The organism is archaeon (assembly GCA_016432545.1).
Classification (GTDB): domain Archaea; phylum Thermoproteota; class Nitrososphaeria; order Nitrososphaerales; family Gagatemarchaeaceae; genus UBA183.
In genome coordinates this window covers 477640-493378 of sequence record CP066694.1, presented here as the reverse complement: position 1 = coordinate 493378, position 15739 = coordinate 477640, and the positions used below count along the sequence as shown (strand labels likewise).

13 protein-coding genes and 1 pseudogene are annotated in these 15739 nt (G+C 60.8%); 6 read left to right on the top strand and 8 right to left on the bottom strand.

Annotation, left to right across the window (positions count from 1 at the left end; genetic code table 11):
- The first annotated feature begins 59 nt into the window (after positions 1-59).
- From aspS to HY247_02680, 3 genes are read left to right on the top strand one after another with little or no spacing between them, the layout of a single operon-like run.
- Positions 60-1364, top strand: a complete 1305-nt coding sequence (aspS, locus tag HY247_02690) for an aspartate--tRNA(Asn) ligase (protein ID QQG49236.1) — start codon at positions 60-62, stop codon at positions 1362-1364.
- Between the two features lie 38 nt (positions 1365-1402).
- Positions 1403-2395, top strand: a complete 993-nt coding sequence (radA, locus tag HY247_02685; GenBank protein QQG49235.1) for a DNA repair and recombination protein RadA — start codon at positions 1403-1405, stop codon at positions 2393-2395.
- Between the two features lie 53 nt (positions 2396-2448).
- Positions 2449-5172 (top strand): hypothetical protein, encoded by a 2724-nt coding sequence (locus HY247_02680; protein ID QQG49234.1) that lies wholly within the window; start codon positions 2449-2451, stop codon positions 5170-5172.
- Here the strand turns inward: HY247_02680 and HY247_02675 are convergent.
- From HY247_02675 to HY247_02665, 3 genes and pseudogenes are all read right to left on the bottom strand, one after another.
- Positions 5147-6208 carry an inositol-3-phosphate synthase gene (locus HY247_02675; GenBank protein ID QQG49233.1) on the bottom strand — a complete coding sequence of 354 codons (1062 nt, stop codon included), beginning with the start codon at positions 6206-6208 and terminating at the stop codon, positions 5147-5149. The two genes, HY247_02680 and HY247_02675, sit on opposite strands and share 26 nt — an antisense overlap.
- Before the next feature lie 114 nt (positions 6209-6322).
- Positions 6323-7362 (bottom strand): annotated as a pseudogene (locus HY247_02670) (DDE-type integrase/transposase/recombinase).
- 413 nt (positions 7363-7775) lie between these two features.
- The gene (locus HY247_02665; GenBank protein ID QQG49232.1) at positions 7776-8606 is read right to left on the bottom strand and encodes a hypothetical protein; all 831 of its coding nucleotides are present in this window, start codon (positions 8604-8606) and stop codon (positions 7776-7778) included.
- Between the two features lie 178 nt (positions 8607-8784).
- On the opposite strand from HY247_02665, the gene HY247_02660 reads away from it, so the two are divergent.
- Positions 8785-9249, top strand: coding sequence for an NUDIX domain-containing protein (locus HY247_02660; GenBank protein QQG49231.1), 465 nt, complete (start codon positions 8785-8787; stop codon positions 9247-9249).
- Here the strand turns inward: HY247_02660 and HY247_02655 are convergent.
- Positions 9212-9892 (bottom strand): hypothetical protein, encoded by a 681-nt coding sequence (locus HY247_02655; protein QQG49230.1) that lies wholly within the window; start codon positions 9890-9892, stop codon positions 9212-9214. The two genes, HY247_02660 and HY247_02655, sit on opposite strands and share 38 nt — an antisense overlap.
- An 89-nt stretch (positions 9893-9981) precedes the next feature.
- On the opposite strand from HY247_02655, the gene HY247_02650 reads away from it, so the two are divergent.
- The gene (locus HY247_02650) at positions 9982-10383 is read left to right on the top strand and encodes a hypothetical protein (GenBank protein ID QQG49229.1); all 402 of its coding nucleotides are present in this window, start codon (positions 9982-9984) and stop codon (positions 10381-10383) included.
- Here the strand turns inward: HY247_02650 and HY247_02645 are convergent.
- The 3 genes from HY247_02645 to HY247_02635 are packed head-to-tail and all read right to left on the bottom strand — an operon-like array spanning position 10380 to position 12786.
- Positions 10380-10823: a hypothetical protein gene (locus HY247_02645; protein ID QQG49228.1), complete on the bottom strand. Its 444-nt coding sequence runs from the start codon at positions 10821-10823 to the stop codon at positions 10380-10382. The two genes, HY247_02650 and HY247_02645, sit on opposite strands and share 4 nt — an antisense overlap.
- Before the next feature lie 40 nt (positions 10824-10863).
- The gene (gene uppS / locus HY247_02640) at positions 10864-11646 is read right to left on the bottom strand and encodes a di-trans,poly-cis-decaprenylcistransferase (protein ID QQG49227.1); all 783 of its coding nucleotides are present in this window, start codon (positions 11644-11646) and stop codon (positions 10864-10866) included.
- A gap of 3 nt (positions 11647-11649) precedes the next feature.
- Positions 11650-12786, bottom strand: a complete 1137-nt coding sequence (locus HY247_02635) for a DUF373 family protein (protein QQG49226.1) — start codon at positions 12784-12786, stop codon at positions 11650-11652.
- Between the two features lie 98 nt (positions 12787-12884).
- Between HY247_02635 and HY247_02630 the strand changes: the two genes are divergently transcribed.
- Positions 12885-14561 carry a long-chain fatty acid--CoA ligase gene (locus tag HY247_02630; protein QQG49225.1) on the top strand — a complete coding sequence of 559 codons (1677 nt, stop codon included), beginning with the start codon at positions 12885-12887 and terminating at the stop codon, positions 14559-14561.
- On the opposite strand, the gene HY247_02625 is transcribed toward HY247_02630, so the two are convergent.
- On the bottom strand, positions 14548-15726 hold the full coding sequence (locus tag HY247_02625) for an acetyl-CoA C-acetyltransferase (GenBank protein QQG49224.1): 1179 nt from the start codon (positions 15724-15726) through the stop codon (positions 14548-14550). The two genes, HY247_02630 and HY247_02625, sit on opposite strands and share 14 nt — an antisense overlap.
- Positions 15727-15739 lie beyond the last annotated feature (13 nt).

Genomic DNA, 15739 nt, shown 5'->3' with positions numbered 1-15739 from the left:
CTTCTTTAACCGTTGGCTCCCGCGTCACACTTTTAGCCCCTAGGACGAGCCATCTCGCGTTGAAAGACGAGGACTCTAGAGTCAGGTCAGCAGCCGAGGTCGTCTCGTCCGAGCCGGGGACACAAGTCGAGGTAAAGGGCTGGGTGGCGAGGAAGCACGCGGTGGGGGGGCTGGTCTTCGCCGTAGTGAGAGACGGTTCCGGCTATGTGCAGGTCTCTGCGAAGAAGGGCCTTGCCAGCGACGAGGCCTTCAACGCAGCAAAGTCTGTCACAAGAGAGTCTGCGGTTATCGTAAGAGGAGAGGTGAAGGACGACAAGAGGGCCCCCGGCGGAAAGGAGATATCCGCCAGCGAGTTCCAGGTTGTCTCCGCCGCCGAGAGCTGGCCCATCACGAAGACGGCTGTCAAGTCTCGGTCTTTCCTGTTCGACAAGAGGCACCTGAGCATCAGAGGCCCGAAGGCGATAGCGGCGATGAGGATCAGGGCCGAGGTGATAGGCGCCGCTTTCGACTACTTCCGCGAGAACGGATTCCAGCTGATCTCGGCCCCGACCTTCGTGCAGGCCGCAGTCGAGGGCGGTTCCACTCTCTTCTCCGTGGACTACTTCGGCAAGAAGGTCAACCTCTCGCAGAGCGCACAGTTCTACGAGGAGGCCGCGCTCCCTGCGCTCCAGAAGGTCTGGATCTTTCAGCCCGCCTTCAGGGCCGAGAAGTCGAAGACGTCAAAGCACCTGACCGAGTTCTGGATGATAGAAGCGGAGCAGGCCTTCACTGAGCAGCCTGAGAACATGAAGGTCCAGGAGGGGCTCCTCTCCTCGATGGCGGGGCGGGTCCTCGACAGGAGGAAGGCGGAGCTCGCGGTCCTCGGCAGGACCCTGAAGCGCCCCGAGGTCCCGTTCCCTAGGATGAGCTACGACGAGGCGCGAGGGATAGCTGAGAAGAAGGGCCTGGGGTTCGAGTGGGGAGACGACCTACCCACCGAGGCCGAGAGGGCGATCAGCATGACGATGGAGTCCCCCTTCTTCGTCACCGACTATCCCCTGAGCGCGAGGAGCTTCTACCACATGACCTACCCGGACAGGCCCAAGGTGACCAAGTCAGCCGACCTCATAGCGCCCGAAGGGTTCGGGGAGCTGGCTACTGGAGGGCAGAGGATCCACGACCACAAGGAGCTGATGCAGCGGATCTCCGGGCAGGACCTCCCCGTGGATTCCTTCTCCTGGTACCTGGAGCTGCGCAAGTTCGGCATGCCGCCTCACTCCGGGTTCGGGATCGGGGTCGAGCGCTCGACAAGGTGGATCGCCGGGCTCAAGCACATCAGGTCAGCGAGCCTCTTCCCCCGGACAGTTTCACGGATCTCTCCCTAGGCTACGCTTAATTAGCCCAGAAGGGCCGTCCGATTCAGTTGTCTGAAACTAACGAAGAGCTGGAGTTGGACACCCTTCCGGGCGTGGGTCCGGCCACGAAACAGAAGCTCAACGACGCCGGGATTGAGACAATCCTCGACCTCGCGACCGCAGGCCCGATGGACATCGCGGATGCAGTCGACATCGACGTCTCAAAGGCGGTGGAGCTGAACAACAAGGCGAGGAAGAAGCTCGTGGAGCTGAAGAGGCTCGAGCCGGACTTCATGAACGCGGCCGACCTGCTCGTGAAGCGGAAGGCGATCGACAGAGTCTCGACCGGCTCCAAGAACCTGGACGACCTCCTCGGCGGTGGGATAGAGACGTGGGCCATGACAGAGTTCTACGGCGAGTTCGGGAGCGGGAAGAGCCAGATCTGCCACACGCTCTGCGTGTTGGTCCAGGCGGACAAGGACCAGGGGGGCCTCGGAGCTGGCGCGATCTACATCGACACTGAGGGGACCTTCAGGCCGGAGCGCATCGCGGAGATCGCAGAGGCGCGCGGCTTCGACTCCGACAAGATACTCTCGCGGATCACTGTCGCCAGGGCCTACAACAGCGCCCACCAGGAGCTGATTGTCAAGGATCTCGGCAGGTACATCGAGGCGAACAAGGTGAAGCTCGTAGTGCTGGACAGCGCGGTCGCGCACTACAGGGCCGAGTTCGTGGGCAGGGGCACCCTCTCCGAGAGGCAGCAGCGCCTGAACAGGTTCATGCACCAGCTCCTGAGGACCGCGGAGATCTACAACGTCGCAGTGGTGGTCACCAACCAGGTCCAGGCGGCTCCCGATTCGTTCTTCGGCGACCCGACGAGGCCCACGGGCGGGCACGTCGTCGCCCACACCAGCACCTACAGGATCTACCTGAGGAAGGCTGCCAAGAACCGCATAGCCAGGATGGTCGACAGCCCGTACCACCCCGAGAGGGACGCTGTCTTCCTCCTCGACGACAAGGGAGTCGACGACCCGGCGGAAGACTCGCCGAGAAAGAAGTAAGAAAAGCGATTCAACGGTTTTATAGGCAAAACGGTCGGCCTTCGGCGTCTCGCTTGAAGCGTTCTCAGGCACTCGCAATCCTAGTAATCTCTCTGATGCTCGTCTCGGCGCTGCCGGTACTGAAGGCTGGAGCCGCCGTCCCCTACACGGAGAAGCTGAGCGTCTCAGTGGCAGGGTCGAGCGCCCTGTGGTACCTCTCGTTCTCGCACGTCAACGCGTCCTCGAAGCTCTCCGCCCTCGAGTCGACTTCGGGGGTGACCTGGTACAACGTGACGGCAGTCAAGACCACCGCGTGGAAGTCAGACTTCCAGGTCTTCGGAGCCGCGGGTTACGGTCTCTACCCGGCCCCGTTCGTGCCCTCTCAGGGTCTCTTCCTGACAGTCGGTGCAGATTCGTTCGACCATGCTCAGGCGGCCGCCAAAGGTCTTGACTCTTACCTCCTGTCTGCCTTCGTTTCTTATTCCAACGGGTCCGAAGTCTACACCTTCTACAGTCCCGTCTCCTTCGACGCGACAGTCCCGAGGACCCTGCTCTCTTCGCTTCCCACCGGGTTCGGCGGTTTCGCTAGCGGCGTGACCTCGTCGACCTTCATCGCCACCCCGTCCCCGATAGTGATCCTCTCGGGCGTGAAGTCAGGTTCCTCCTTCAACCACTCGCTTATCATCGGCTCGATGTCGGGAAGCGCGCTAGACTCAAGTAAGCGCCCGGACATCAAGACCTACTTCGGGACGACCCTCAGCTCGATCGTGGCGTCCAACAAGAGCACTTCCTCGGTCATCTCCGTGAGGTTCCTGGACGGCATAGTCAATTCCACTGACACGGCCAATGTTTCAAACGACCTGCCTCACTTCGCGAGCTCCTACGTCCTCAACGTGGCGCCTGGGAAGAAGATCTATCGCCTGAACGTGACCGACCTCGAACAGCCAGCTTTGCTCCTAGCGTCCAGGACAGTGAGCGTGGGAGTCCTCCACACGGGCGACAATCTCTCGGTTACGCTGTCGATCTCCAATTTGTCAAACGACACCTCAATCACGAAGCTGACCATCAAGGACGACTGGTGGAAGGCAACTCACCAGTTCAAGCTGGTAACCGGAAATTCGACATGGACGGCCTCGACCCTTGCGCCGGGGTCCAGGACGACCCCAGTCTACACCCTCCAGGTCAATGGGACCGCGCAGGAGAAGGTCGAGATACCCGCCCTCAAAGTGGACTTTACTTACACGGCAGGCTTGCAGACGAGACGCGGCCAGGCCACGTTGAACGCGATTCCCCTCTCGCTGGGAATAGATGATGCACTCGTCTATGCCAGGGCCATCCCGTCGGGCGGCTACGGCAGGGTGGTGGGTTTGGAACAAAAGGTCAAGGTCGTGGCGACCAACATAGGAACACTTGCCGCTTCGTCCGTGACGATCGCAGGGAACACTTCGATTAGCGGCATAGCAGCCAACGGAGGCTCTGCCTCGGTCGATGTCGTGGAATCTGCCCAGGGCCTGACCGGCGTAAACGTCTCGAAGACGTACGCGGTCTCCTACCGGAACCCGAACAGCGTCCTCTACAACGCGACGACCAACTCCTATTCGGAGGTGTTCTCGCATGTCTCGATGAGGATCTCCTTCGTCACGCTCACGGTCGGAGCCACTATCTCGGCCCTCAAAGGGGGAGGATCCAACGTGACGCTTACTTTCACGACTTCCAACTTGGGCCTTGCGACCGCGAAGTCGTTCTTTGCCGGAGGACACCTCCCGACCTCCCTTGGGTGCGGGGCTGCTAAGGGGGCAGGGATAGCCTGCAGCAACGGAAGCATCGGAGCATTCGTCCTGAACTACACGACCTTACCGCTCTCCGCTTCAAAGGTCGCCTACCTGAAGATCAACACGACGACTCCAAGGAACTACGTCCTGGCCCCATTCTCGTACACCAGCGACTCCTCGCCCTATGTCTTCTCCGGGCAGTCGAATTCCGTCCCAATCCCTGCAGGCTTCGTCTACACCAAGGCCTACAACCCGTCCAAGTTCTTCGCGGGCATGACTTCGCAGGTGTCTGTCAACGCCACCAACGCAGGGCCCTTCGATGTCCGAAACGCGAGCATCTCAGCCGTGATTGACGGGTTCGACACACTGACCGGGACTGCGGCACCCTCCAGCACGACCCCGCTCGTGGCGGCGGGCGGCAGCCTCGGCTTCCAGTACAAGGTGGTCGCCTCGTCGACCGCCTCCGGAAACCTCTCGAGTGCTGACATCTTCTCAAACTTCTACTTTGGTTCGACATCCTTCTCAATCAGGAGGCCCGGCCCGGGCGTCTACGCCTACCAGCCCTTCGCCGTATCCATCAAGACTTCGCCTTCCAACCCCACAGAAGGGAAGCCCTTCCAGTTGGTCCTGACGATCAACAATACCTCGGGCGTGGATGTCTCGACCGTCCACTTCACGATGCCCATCCCGTCTGGGCTCTCGCTTTCGGGCCTCCAGAACTCGTCGATCTCATCGGGCGTCCTCAGCATGAACATCGACATCCTCAGGGCCGGAGGCTCCAACACCGCGTCGGCCACCGCGGTCGCAGGATCGGGCATCGCAGTCCCCTACAAGGGAGCCAAGCTGACCTTCGACTACTCTGGTACCACTGTCGTCGGGAAGGTTCCGACCAACGGCTTCACTATAGGCGAAAACGCCCTGACCAGGTACTACATCCCCACCGGGGTCGTCCTGGTCCTGGTCCTGGCTGCTGCCTTCTACCTCAGAAGGAAGGCGGGCGTCAGCGTTCCAGTTTCCCAGAGCTGAACTCTTCGAAGGCGGACTTTGCCGCCGGGTAAGGCATCTGGACTGGCGGATGCTTGAAGCAGAACGCGGAGAGGCTCGTGAGCTGGCCCCCGACCCCCCTGTCCAGCGCCAGGCGGGTCCCCCGGATCGCGTCCACCATTACCCCGCCGCTGTCGTAGGCGTCTACCACGTGGAGCTTGACGTCCATCTTGACGGTGGTCCCTCCGAAGTACCTGCCCTTTAGCCAGATGTAGCAGACCTTGTCGTTGTCGAGGAACGGCACGTAGTCGCTGGGCCCTATCCTGGTCGGGACCTCGTAGGGAGACATCGCCCTCACGGCGCTCGTCTTGCTCTCCCTCTTGTCCTTGAGCCGGCTCTCCTCGAGCATGTTCAGGAAGTCGGTGTCGCCTCCTATGTTGAGCTGGTAGGTCTCGTCCACCTTGACGCCCCTGTCTATGGCCATCTTCACGAGCGTCTTGTGCAGCACCGTGGCGCCTATTTGGCTCATGACGTCGTCCCCGGCGACCGGCAGGTTCGCCTTCGCGAACCTCGAGGCCCAAGCCTCGTCAGAGGCGATGAAGACAGGTATGGCGTTGATGAAACCGACGCCGGCTTCGAGTGCCGCCTCCGCGTACATGTGCGAGGCTTTGGTGCTCCCCACCGGGAGGTAGTTGACCAGAATCTCCGCGCCGGACCTCTCGAGCTCATCTGGCACTGACTCGTCTTTCTTCCCTGAGAGCGGGACGACCTCCTTCAGGTACTTCCCGATCCCGTCGAGGACCGGCCCCTTCTTGACCGTGACACCCATCTTCGCCACCTCGCTGATCTTCTCGGTGTTGTTTGGCGCGCTGAAGATCGCCTGTGAAAGGTCCTTCCCCACCTTCTTGGCCGATACATCGAAGGCCGCCACGAACTCGAGGTCTTCAGGGGTGTACCGGCCGACCTTCCAGTAGGTGAGCCCTTCGTCGGGCCCCTTTTCGGTATAGTAGTTGATCCCCTGGATGAGCGCGGACGCGCAGTTCCCGACCCCTGCAATCGCGACCTTGATCTTGCCCAAGTCTCGAATTTATATCGCCATAAAATTGGATAATAAACCTTCGGTGCCGGTTCTGGTAACTCTTCTGGAGATGGCCTTGCGGGGGAGTTCTTCCTGTTAACTGTCTGGAGATGCTCATGACTCCCATGTCTCCTTGTGCTTGGCGTTCTGTATCAGGGTAAGCCATTTGTTAGGGCCTTCGACCTTGATTCCCGCGCGGTCGGCTGGCGTGTCTCCGTTGAGGCCTCGTGCGGTCGGATGAAGTTGTGGTAGATGCGGAGGCCCTCGACTATCGGCGTGTCCTTCTTCTTGAGGCCCCGCATGACCTTCTCTCTGTCGCGGACTTCTCCGTTCATCCTCTCCATCTTGTTATTGTGAACCTTGCCCGCGATCGCTATCTCCCTGATGTGGACTTGGGCTACATCGTGCCTCCTCCCCGCTATCTGTCTCTTGAACGCGGTTCGGTAAGTGTAGAGGCCGTCGGTTATCAGCGTCGCTGGAACTTTCCCCGCTTCTATGTTGGCCTTGAAGAACAGGCTCGTAGCGTCATACTTGTCCTTCGTGTCCGCGACCTCTTGGGCTATCCAGAATCGGGTCTCGTCGTCCATGACGGCGAAAAGATACTTCATGTCGCCCTTGACCTTCACCCACAACTCGTCGGCCCTCCATGTGTCCGAGACATTCGGCCTAACGGTTTGGAGATACTTGTGCATGATTCGGACATACTTGCGAATCCACTTGTAAACCGCGACATGAGAGACCCTCACTCCTTGGAGGGCCAAGGCCCTCTGAGTCCCTCTCAGGCTCACGCCCGAGAAGTAGAGTTGCATGGCTTGCGTAATCGCCTCTGGGCTTGCCTTCATTCGCTCGAACCCGATGTTTCGGGTGAACCTCTTACCGCAAATCTTGCATGATATCCTCTGGATATCCCCTCCCTTGTTGTGAAGGAGGCCGTCCTTCACGAGTTGCTCAGACCCGCAGTAGAGGCACGATTGGAAGTCGAGAGGCACGAGACGCCTCGCGTTCTCTATTCTCTGACGAATCTTTAGAGAGAGTTCTACCGCGAAGGCGTGTTTGCACTTCAGACCTCGGAAGGCGAAGTCGGGGCAGGAGCAATTCCAGCCCGCCTCGGTCGAGAGGACGGCGTATTCCCCTTGGCCCGACTGAGACCTCACGCGATACTCGCTCTGGTCTATGCGCCTTACATTGGTCTCGACCTTGGCGATTGCCTCGCCCCTTGCCTTTCGATAATCAAAAACGGGAGAGGCCATGTCTAAGCCTGCTCCCTCTTGCTCTCTTGGAATTGCGCCCACGCCTCGAAGTCGTCCGAGTCCATTTCGAGTCGCGCTTGTTCGGTAGTCATGCTTCCATAGGTGTCTATCGCCAGCCATATAACCCTTACCCCCATAGCCGTCTATGGGCGTATGGTTAAATACGAAAGCGGACGGGGAGAATGCCGATGATGAAGAAATACACAGTAGCCATGACTGAGGAATTGGAGCGGAGGCTGGAGGCCGAGCGCAAGAGACGCGCTTTTGATTCGATTCCAGAGACAATCCGCACGATCGTAAGCGAGGCGCTGGCGAAGTCATGAGTCTCGTTCCACAAAACCTTTCAAGAACTTCATAGTGTCCCCTTCAATTCTCGTCAATGAAACATCGTTCCACTTGCCTACCCATAGAAGGAACTCCTCCTCGTAATACGGGCTCTGAAAGCGGTTGATTGAACGCGCCGAGAGTTTGACGATGCGCGACCCTGCTCCGAGCGGAATCGGTATTGGGGAATGGTCAATCGCAAGATAGAAATTCTTGCCGTCTTCGAACGCAAACCCGAAGACGAATTTATCACCCGCCCTTGGTTCGATGCTATCGATTGGCCTCAGCCCCCTTCGACAGAGAGTTAGTGCTAATTGGCCTTCCATCCTGTCTTCTTCGAAGGTCTGTATGGGGATGGCCTCCGCATCGCCGAGTTCCCTGTGAAGGACGAAGACAGGCCTCCACTTGTCCTTGGGTTCATCTTTCTTCCAAAGTTGGAACAAAAGCCTCGGTTGTTGCGCAGGGGTCGTGCCTCCGTTGCCTATGCGCACGAACATCATCCAGACTTTCTTCTTGACCTTTTCTTTTCCTACTTTGAAGGTAACTTCTACTTCGCCGGTAAAGTTGTCAACATATTCCAGCTTCGGCCGATGGAGCCAGTCAATAAAAAAGATGAGGCTCCTGTAAACACCGTTGCGAGAATCAGAATCGTCAGTAGCGAATCCGCGAGATTCAGTTTGTAGAGCAAAGCGAACTCTACCGTCAGTATCACGGGGCCAACTACGAGCGAACCCAAAAAGACCCAATCGGGAAGCGTAGGGACTTTCAAGACGAAGGGGATTCCCCTCTTGGTTACTTAACCCTGCGTAGGGTGGGGAGAACACTCAGCCGACACTTTCCCAACGAGCGTTAACTGGCTGGAGATGAGAGAAGTCGGATTTCCCATCTCTTGGAGGGTTAACAGTTCCTCGGTGCCGCTCTGGAGCCGACCGATCCGAGCGGGCAAGACAAGAAGGAACCGCCGCAGAGTCCTAATAATTGGTCCTCCCTGGCAAACGGCCCATGGAGGAACATTCAGCCGGGGCCGTGGTCTACACGGAGAGGCCCGAGGGGCGCAGGTATCTCCTCCTCGAGAACGGAGGAAGGTGGGACTTCCCCAAGGGCAACATGGAGAAGGGCGAGTCCGAGCTGCAGACCGTTCTTCGGGAGGTGGGCGAGGAGACGGGCCTCAAGGAGATCGAGCTCGTCCCGGGCTTCAGGAAGGTCATCGAGTACTACTACAGGCGCGATGGCAAGAACGTTCACAAGAAAGTGACGTATATGCTGGGGAGGACCCAGGACGACAACGTCAAGATCTCCTTCGAACACCACGGCTTCGGCTGGTATCACTACCCCCAAGCCCTCGACCGGGCCTCCTACGACAACTCGAAGTCGATTCTGGCGGGGGCAGAGAAGTTCCTGGTCGCAGAAGCCGGGAGACCGACGAAGGTCAGAACTGGACCATCGGATGCGGCGCGTCCAATTTGACGACCTTGATGTAGTAGTAGCCGTGCTCGTCCGTCCTCGTCACGAATGAGGTCTCCGCAATCTTGTCCGGGGAGTACCTTACGAACCCCGAGGTCGGCGCCTCCTTCGCCTTAGTGTAGAAGAATATCGACGCTTCTTCGTAGTCGTCAATCCTCGCGAACGTGCCGATGACCCACCCCGCCCCGTTCTTGAACGAGAAGAGCGGGAGCGGCGGCTCCTCGAAGAGCATCTTGTACGTCCCGACCTTGACGAGGCTCGGCAGGTCGAGGACCTCGACCGACATGTACTTGTCTCCGAACTCCTCCTTCGGGGAGAGGGACTCCGGCATCTTGTTGACCCTGATCACGGGGGCGTAGAGGTAGGTGGCGTTGTTCGCTGCGGGGACTAGCTGGACCTCCTCGCCGTCTCCCGAGTTCCTGTAGGCGAGGAACTCTCCGGGGCTCGGCGCGTCAAAGAAGTAGAAGATCGGGGTCCCCATGTAGAGGTCCGCCTGCGCCGCGATCCTGGTCAAGTCGTCGTGCTTGAACGCGAAGAGCGGGAAGGGGGCGCGTTCGAGGGCGCATGAAAGCCTCCCGAGTTCCACCAGCGAGTTGAGCTTTACGAAACACGCGCCGCCAATCTTCGGCTCAGCCTTCTTCGGCAATCGTTTGCGTGCCGACTTCCAGCCCGTTATAAGTATGAACGGGCCAAAAGCTGGTCTCCGTCTAAAAACCCCCGGACTCTTGTCTCGGCGTGGGCAACTGGAGAGAGGAGACCGCCTCCGACCTGGCGCGCGCGGAGGAGGGCCTCGAGGGTCTCGTCCCGGAGATCCGCGGAGAGCCGACCGAGGAGCAGGAGCGCGACATCTGGCTCTCGTACCTGAGGGTCGAGAAGAGCATCGCCTTCATCAAGGTGGATACGAGGGAGGAGAACCCGGGAAGGTTCATCAAAGTCAGGGCCTACTCGGTCCCTGACGAGAGGCAGGCCCTCCAGTTCGCACTGAGGAACCTGAAAAAGGGCTCGGCCAGCTTCAGGGTGGGAGACTTCAAGCAGGCCCTCAGGGAGCTCAGGGAATCTAGGAACTATCTGCGGGCGCTGCTCAGAGAGCTGGCACTTCGCAAAGAGCGGGTTCGGCGGGCAAGGCCGGGCGCCTAAGCCTCTTCTTCTGCCTTCTTCTTCGCCTTCGGCTTCTTGGGGGCCGCCTTCTTGGGCTTTTCTGACTTCGGCTCCTTCGCCTCGGGCTCCGCCGGCGCATCCTCGGCAGGAGAATCTTCCTTCCCCGGGGCCTCGGGCTCTTCCTTCTTCGCTTCCTTCTCCTCCTTCTTGCCTTCCTCTTCCTTCTCGCCAAGTTCGATCTCCTGTATCTTAAGCTCGGTCCCTGTCACGAAGACCCTGTAGTTCTTCCTGACCCCGTTCATGTAGAGGAACCTCTTCAGGTATGTCTTGACCTGCCTCGGCCTGACCCCCTGCCTCAGCCCAGAGTCTTCCATCTCGAGAGTGTCACCGGAGAGTGAGGGCTTGACGCCTACTCTAGGCTCTAGGAACGTGACTAGCTCCTCTCCCTTGTACTTGAGCGTCCCGAGGCTTACCTTCAAGTCGAGAGCCCACTCCGTTCAGCGGTTATAACGATTTGCGCTACTTGCCGTGCCGCCTGCGCCGCTTCTGGTAGGTCCTGACGGCCCTGAGCAGGTCGATGAACCGAAAGGCGGGCCAGAAGACGTCCATGAAGACCAGCTCTGAGTAGGCCCCCTGCCACAGCAGGAAGCCGCTCATCCTCTCCTCGCCCGACGTCCTGATTATGAGGTCAGGCTCCTGGTTGGGCAGGTACGAGGTGTAGAGGCGCTTCGAGATCGTCTCTTCGGTGATCTGTTCGGGGGCGAGCGTCCCCGCCTTCACGTCCTGGGCGACAGACCTCACCATGTCGGTGATCTCCGCCCTCCCTCCGTACGCGACCGCGATGTTCAGGTAGTGCTCGTCGAAGGAGGCGGTCTTCTCCTCGATCGCCTGTAGGAGGTCTCGTATCGACTGGGGCAGGAGCCCTAACTGCCCGATCGCCCTCACCCTGACCCTGTATCTCGTTATCCTCTCGTCGGTCAAGAGCCGGGCGAGCCTCCCCTCGATCAGGACGAAGAGGTCCTTGAGCTCTTCCGCGCCCCGGTCGAGGTTCTCGGTGGAGAGGACGTAGAGGGTCACGGTCTTGATCCTGAGCTCGTGGCACCAGTCCAGGAGCTCCTCGGCCCTGTTCGCGCCTTCCTGATGACCCAGGCCGTCCTGGACGCCCTGGCTGGCTGCCCACCTCCTGTTGCCGTCGAGGATGATCCCTATGTGTGTCGGCTTCCCTTCCTGCTCTATCTGGGACCTCAGTCGCCTTTCGTAGAGCTTGTAGGCTCCCAGCAGCCGCAGCGCCCCATCGAGCATCCGCTATTCAGCTTCCGGTCCCGCCCTTGTCCTGACTCTCGGGTAGATCGTGGTGGTCAGGGCGAAGAGGGCGGCCAGCCCTATCAGCACGTAGGAGACCAGGAGGAAGGTCGACTCTGTCGTCCCCCTGATCAAGAACTCCGAGAAGGTCCTCACCGGGAGGTAGAGTATCGCGAGCATGGCGAGGACGAACCCGTCTCTCTTCCACAGGACGCTGTCCCTGGCAAGGTGAGAGAGGAGCGCGCCCGTGGCATAGATCGCGATTCCTGCCCAGACCAGCGCGAGGCTCCCGTTGATCAGGTATCCTGTGAGGGTGGCCCCGTAGACGAAGATGAGTCCGGGGTCTGCGACGACCGCCGCCACATATCCGGATGGGGACTGGCTCAGCATGTTCCCGTACCCGGTGATCAGCCCCACCACCACGATCAGGACGCTCGCGACCATCGTGAAGAGCCTGATGTACCCCGTCGGGCCCCGCTGGAGCAGGCCTGCGACAGTCCTGTCGATGCTGAACCCCCTGATGAAGAAGGCCCCGCCCAGCACGAGGAGCGCGGTCAGTTCCGCCTCAAAGGCGTGCTGGGACACGATCAGAATCGTCGCCAGGATGAAGATCAGCCCTGGGACTCCCAGGCTCCACTTCGAGTAGTGCGGGTCGAAGACGAGCATCCTCAGGTACCTCCCGAGCACCTGGTAGGTCTCCTCGACCGTCTGGCTGTGCTTGACCGTCACCCGCTGCACCGAGACAATGGGCCTGATGCTCTGGATTATCGGTATGACCTGTTCGTCCTCCCCCCCGTCCGAGATGAGCACCACTCCCGTGTAATCGGCCCCGATCAGGACCCTGTTCAGCTCCTTCGCCACCCTCCGGTCGGCCTCGAAGCCCCGGTTCGTCTCCCCGCAGACCACCGCGACTTCGCAGGGAGTCCCCGCCCTGACCAGCTCGTCGTACTTCCTTACCGAGGAGAAGATCGCGTTGGCGTCCGCCTCCTCGGGGTCCGCGAGGGCGAGCGCAGTAGCTGCAGCGAGAACAGCCTCCCTCCCCACGACCGGGGTCTCGATCTTGGTCTTGGTGCCCAGGTCGTCGTCTCTGTCCACGCAGAGGACCAGGTACTTCTCCTTCTCCTCGACCATCCCTCTCAACTCGCAACCGCCTCCCTGCATACTTAAGCCTAAGCGGGCCGAGGAACGAATTTCTCCTCGGAATCCTTAAGGCCGGTCGCCCTCTCTTCGCCGACGCGTTGCAAGCCGAGCGGCCGTGGCTCAAGTCCTGGCCCAGGTACCTCGCAAAGGAGGCCGAGGTCCCCGAAGAGCCGCTCTACTCCGTCATCTCGAAGCCGGCCGCGGCCTGGGGGAGCAGCACCTGCCTCAGGTACCAAGGAAGGACGCTCACGTACTCCGAGGTGGACAAGCTGTCGTCCCGCTTCGCCGCCGCGCTCGAGGGCCTGGGGTTGCACAAGGGGGAGAGGGTCGCCATCTTTTCGCCCAACACTCCTCAGTTCGTGATCGCGTTCTTCGGCATACTGAAGGCCGGAGGGGTCGTTGTGCCCTGCAGCCCTCGCTACAAGGAGAGGGAGCTGGAGCTCCAGCTGAGAGACTCCGGCAGCACCATCGTGGTGGCGGCCAACGACGTCGTGAGGGGGAACGACCTCTTCGAAGCCCTGGAGAAGTGCAGGAGCAGGCTTCCCCTCAGGCACGTCATCACCGCGAGCGTCACCGACTACCTCCCGGGGGTCAAGAGGCGCCTCGCCGGTCTTGCCAAGGTGAAGGACAAGGGGAGGGAGAACGCCCTGCGCTTCGTAGACCTTGTAGGCGCATCGCAGCCCTCGACCTCACTCGCCGAGGTCAGGCCCAAGGAAGACCTTGCAGTCATCCAGTACACTGGAGGCACCACCGGCACCTCCAAGGGCGCCATGCTGACCCACTACAACCTCCTCGCAGCGGCTGCTATGGGCGCCATGTCCCTCCCGCTCGCCCGGACTGACGTCTCCCTCGCCGTCCTTCCGCTCTTCCACATCTTCGGGATGACCGCCTGCATGAACGCGCCGCTGCTTTCAGGCGGGTCGGTCGTTCTCCTCCCGAGGTTCGATGTCGAAGATGTGATGCGGACAATCCAGAGAGAGAAGGTGACGTGCTTCTGCGGAGTCCCCACGATGTACGTCGCAGTCATCAACCACCCCAAGGTCGCGAGCTTCGACCTGGGCACGGTCAGGGTCTCCTTCTCGGGCGGTGCTCCCCTCCCAGTCGCCGTCAGGAAGAAGTTCAACGACCTGACGGGGGGCAACCTGGTCGAAGGATATGGCCTGACCGAGTCGGCTGCGGTGGGCTCGACGAACCCATTCAAGGAAGGCCTCCCGAAGGACGGATCCATCGGGATACCATTTCCCTCCACCGACGTCAGGCTCGTGGACATCGACGACCCGAACAAGGTCGTGGAGGTAGGCGAGGTCGGGGAGCTGGAGCTGAAGGGTCCCCAGGTCATGAAGGGGTACTGGCAGAAGGAAGTGGAGTCGGGGCTCGCGCTCAGGGACGGCTGGCTCCTGACCGGAGACATCGCGAAGATGGACCAGGACGGCTACCTCTACATCGTCGACAGGAAGAAGGACATGATATCAGTGGGGGGCCTCAAGGTCTATCCGAGGGAGGTCGAAGAGGTCCTCTACGAGTCTCCGCTCGTCAAGGAGGCCTCGGTCCTCGGGGTGGCGGACGCGTACATGGGCGAGTCGGTGAAGGCATTCGTAGTCCTCAAGCCGGGCGTCGCGGAGGCAGGAGCAGAAGAGTCGCTGGGCTCGCTCTGCAAGGAGAAGCTGGCCAGTTACAAGGTCCCCAGGCACTACGCGTTCGTCCCCGAACTGCCCAAGACCCTGGTCGGGAAGGTCTTCCGCCGAAAGCTGAGGGAGGAGGCTACCTCTCGATGATCATCGAGACCGCGTTGCCCCCGCCGAGGCAGAGCGTCGCGAGGCCCGTCTTCCCGCCCGTCTTCTTCAGCCCGTAGAGCAGAGTCGTCAAGACCCTCGCCCCGCTGCAGCCGATGGGGTGCCCGAGGGCTACCGCTCCCCCGCTGATGTTGAACTTCTCCTCCTCCACCCCCAGCGCCCTCCGGACCGCTATCGACGCCGTGGAGTAGGCTTCGTTGTGCTCTACGAGGTCGATGTCCCCGATGCTCATCTTCTCCTTCTTCAAGAGCGCCTTCGTGGTCGGGATGGGGGCTTCCATCACCCTTGCCGGCTCGAGCCCGCCAGTCCCGTAGGCCCTGATCCTCGCCAGGGGCTTCGCGCCCAGCCTATCCGCAGCCTCCTCTGACGCGACGACCACTGCGGCGGCCCCGTCGCTGAGCTGGGACGAGTTGCCAGCCGTCAAGACCCCGCCCTCCTTGAAGACCGGCTTCAACCTCCCGAGCTTCTCCATTGTGGTGTCCCCCCTGACGCACTCGTCGGCTGCGAACTGGATAGTCTCGCCCCCCTCTCTCTGCACCTCCACTTTGACTATCTCCTCGGAGAAGGTCCCATCCTCGGTTGCCCTCGCTGCCTTCCTGTGGCTCCCGTACGCGAACTCGTCCGCGTCCTTCCTCGAAATCCCGAACTTCTTGGCGACCATCTCTCCAGTGATCCCCATGTGGTATCCGTGATAGGCGTCCCAGAGGCCGTCGGCGATCATTGCGTCGAGAAGCCTCGCCTCCCCAAACTTGACCCCCCACCTGGCGCCCCTCATGAGGTAGGGCGCGTTGCTCATGCTCTCCATCCCTCCGGCGACCACGACCTCGTTGTCTCCCGCCTTGATCGACTGGGCCGCGAGCATCGCAGCCTTCAGGCCCGAGCCGCAGACCTTGTTGATCGTAACCGACCCCACCGCGAAGGGGATGCCTGCCCCGATCGCGACCTGCCTGGCGGGGTTCTGACCAAGACCCGCGGAGACAACGTTCCCGAAGAGGACCTCGTCCACGTCGGCCGGGCGGACCTTTGCCCTGCGCATCGCCTCCTGGACCACGAGCGAGCCGAGCTTGGGAGCTCCAACGCCCAACAGGCTCTTACCGAACTTGCCGATCGGGGTCCTGCAGGCCGAGATGATGACAGGATCCGACATCGGCGCGGCGTCG

Bases quoted from the DNA above. Each gene is read 5' to 3' on its own strand.
- HY247_02660 (QQG49231.1), top strand. From the start codon at position 8,785: ATGGAGGAACATTCAGCCGGGGCCGTGGTCTACACGGAGAGGCCCGAG.
- uppS (QQG49227.1), bottom strand. From the start codon at position 11,646: ATGCTCGATGGGGCGCTGCGGCTGCTGGGAGCCTACAAGCTCTACGAA.
- HY247_02625 (QQG49224.1), bottom strand. From the start codon at position 15,726: ATGTCGGATCCTGTCATCATCTCGGCCTGCAGGACCCCGATCGGCAAG.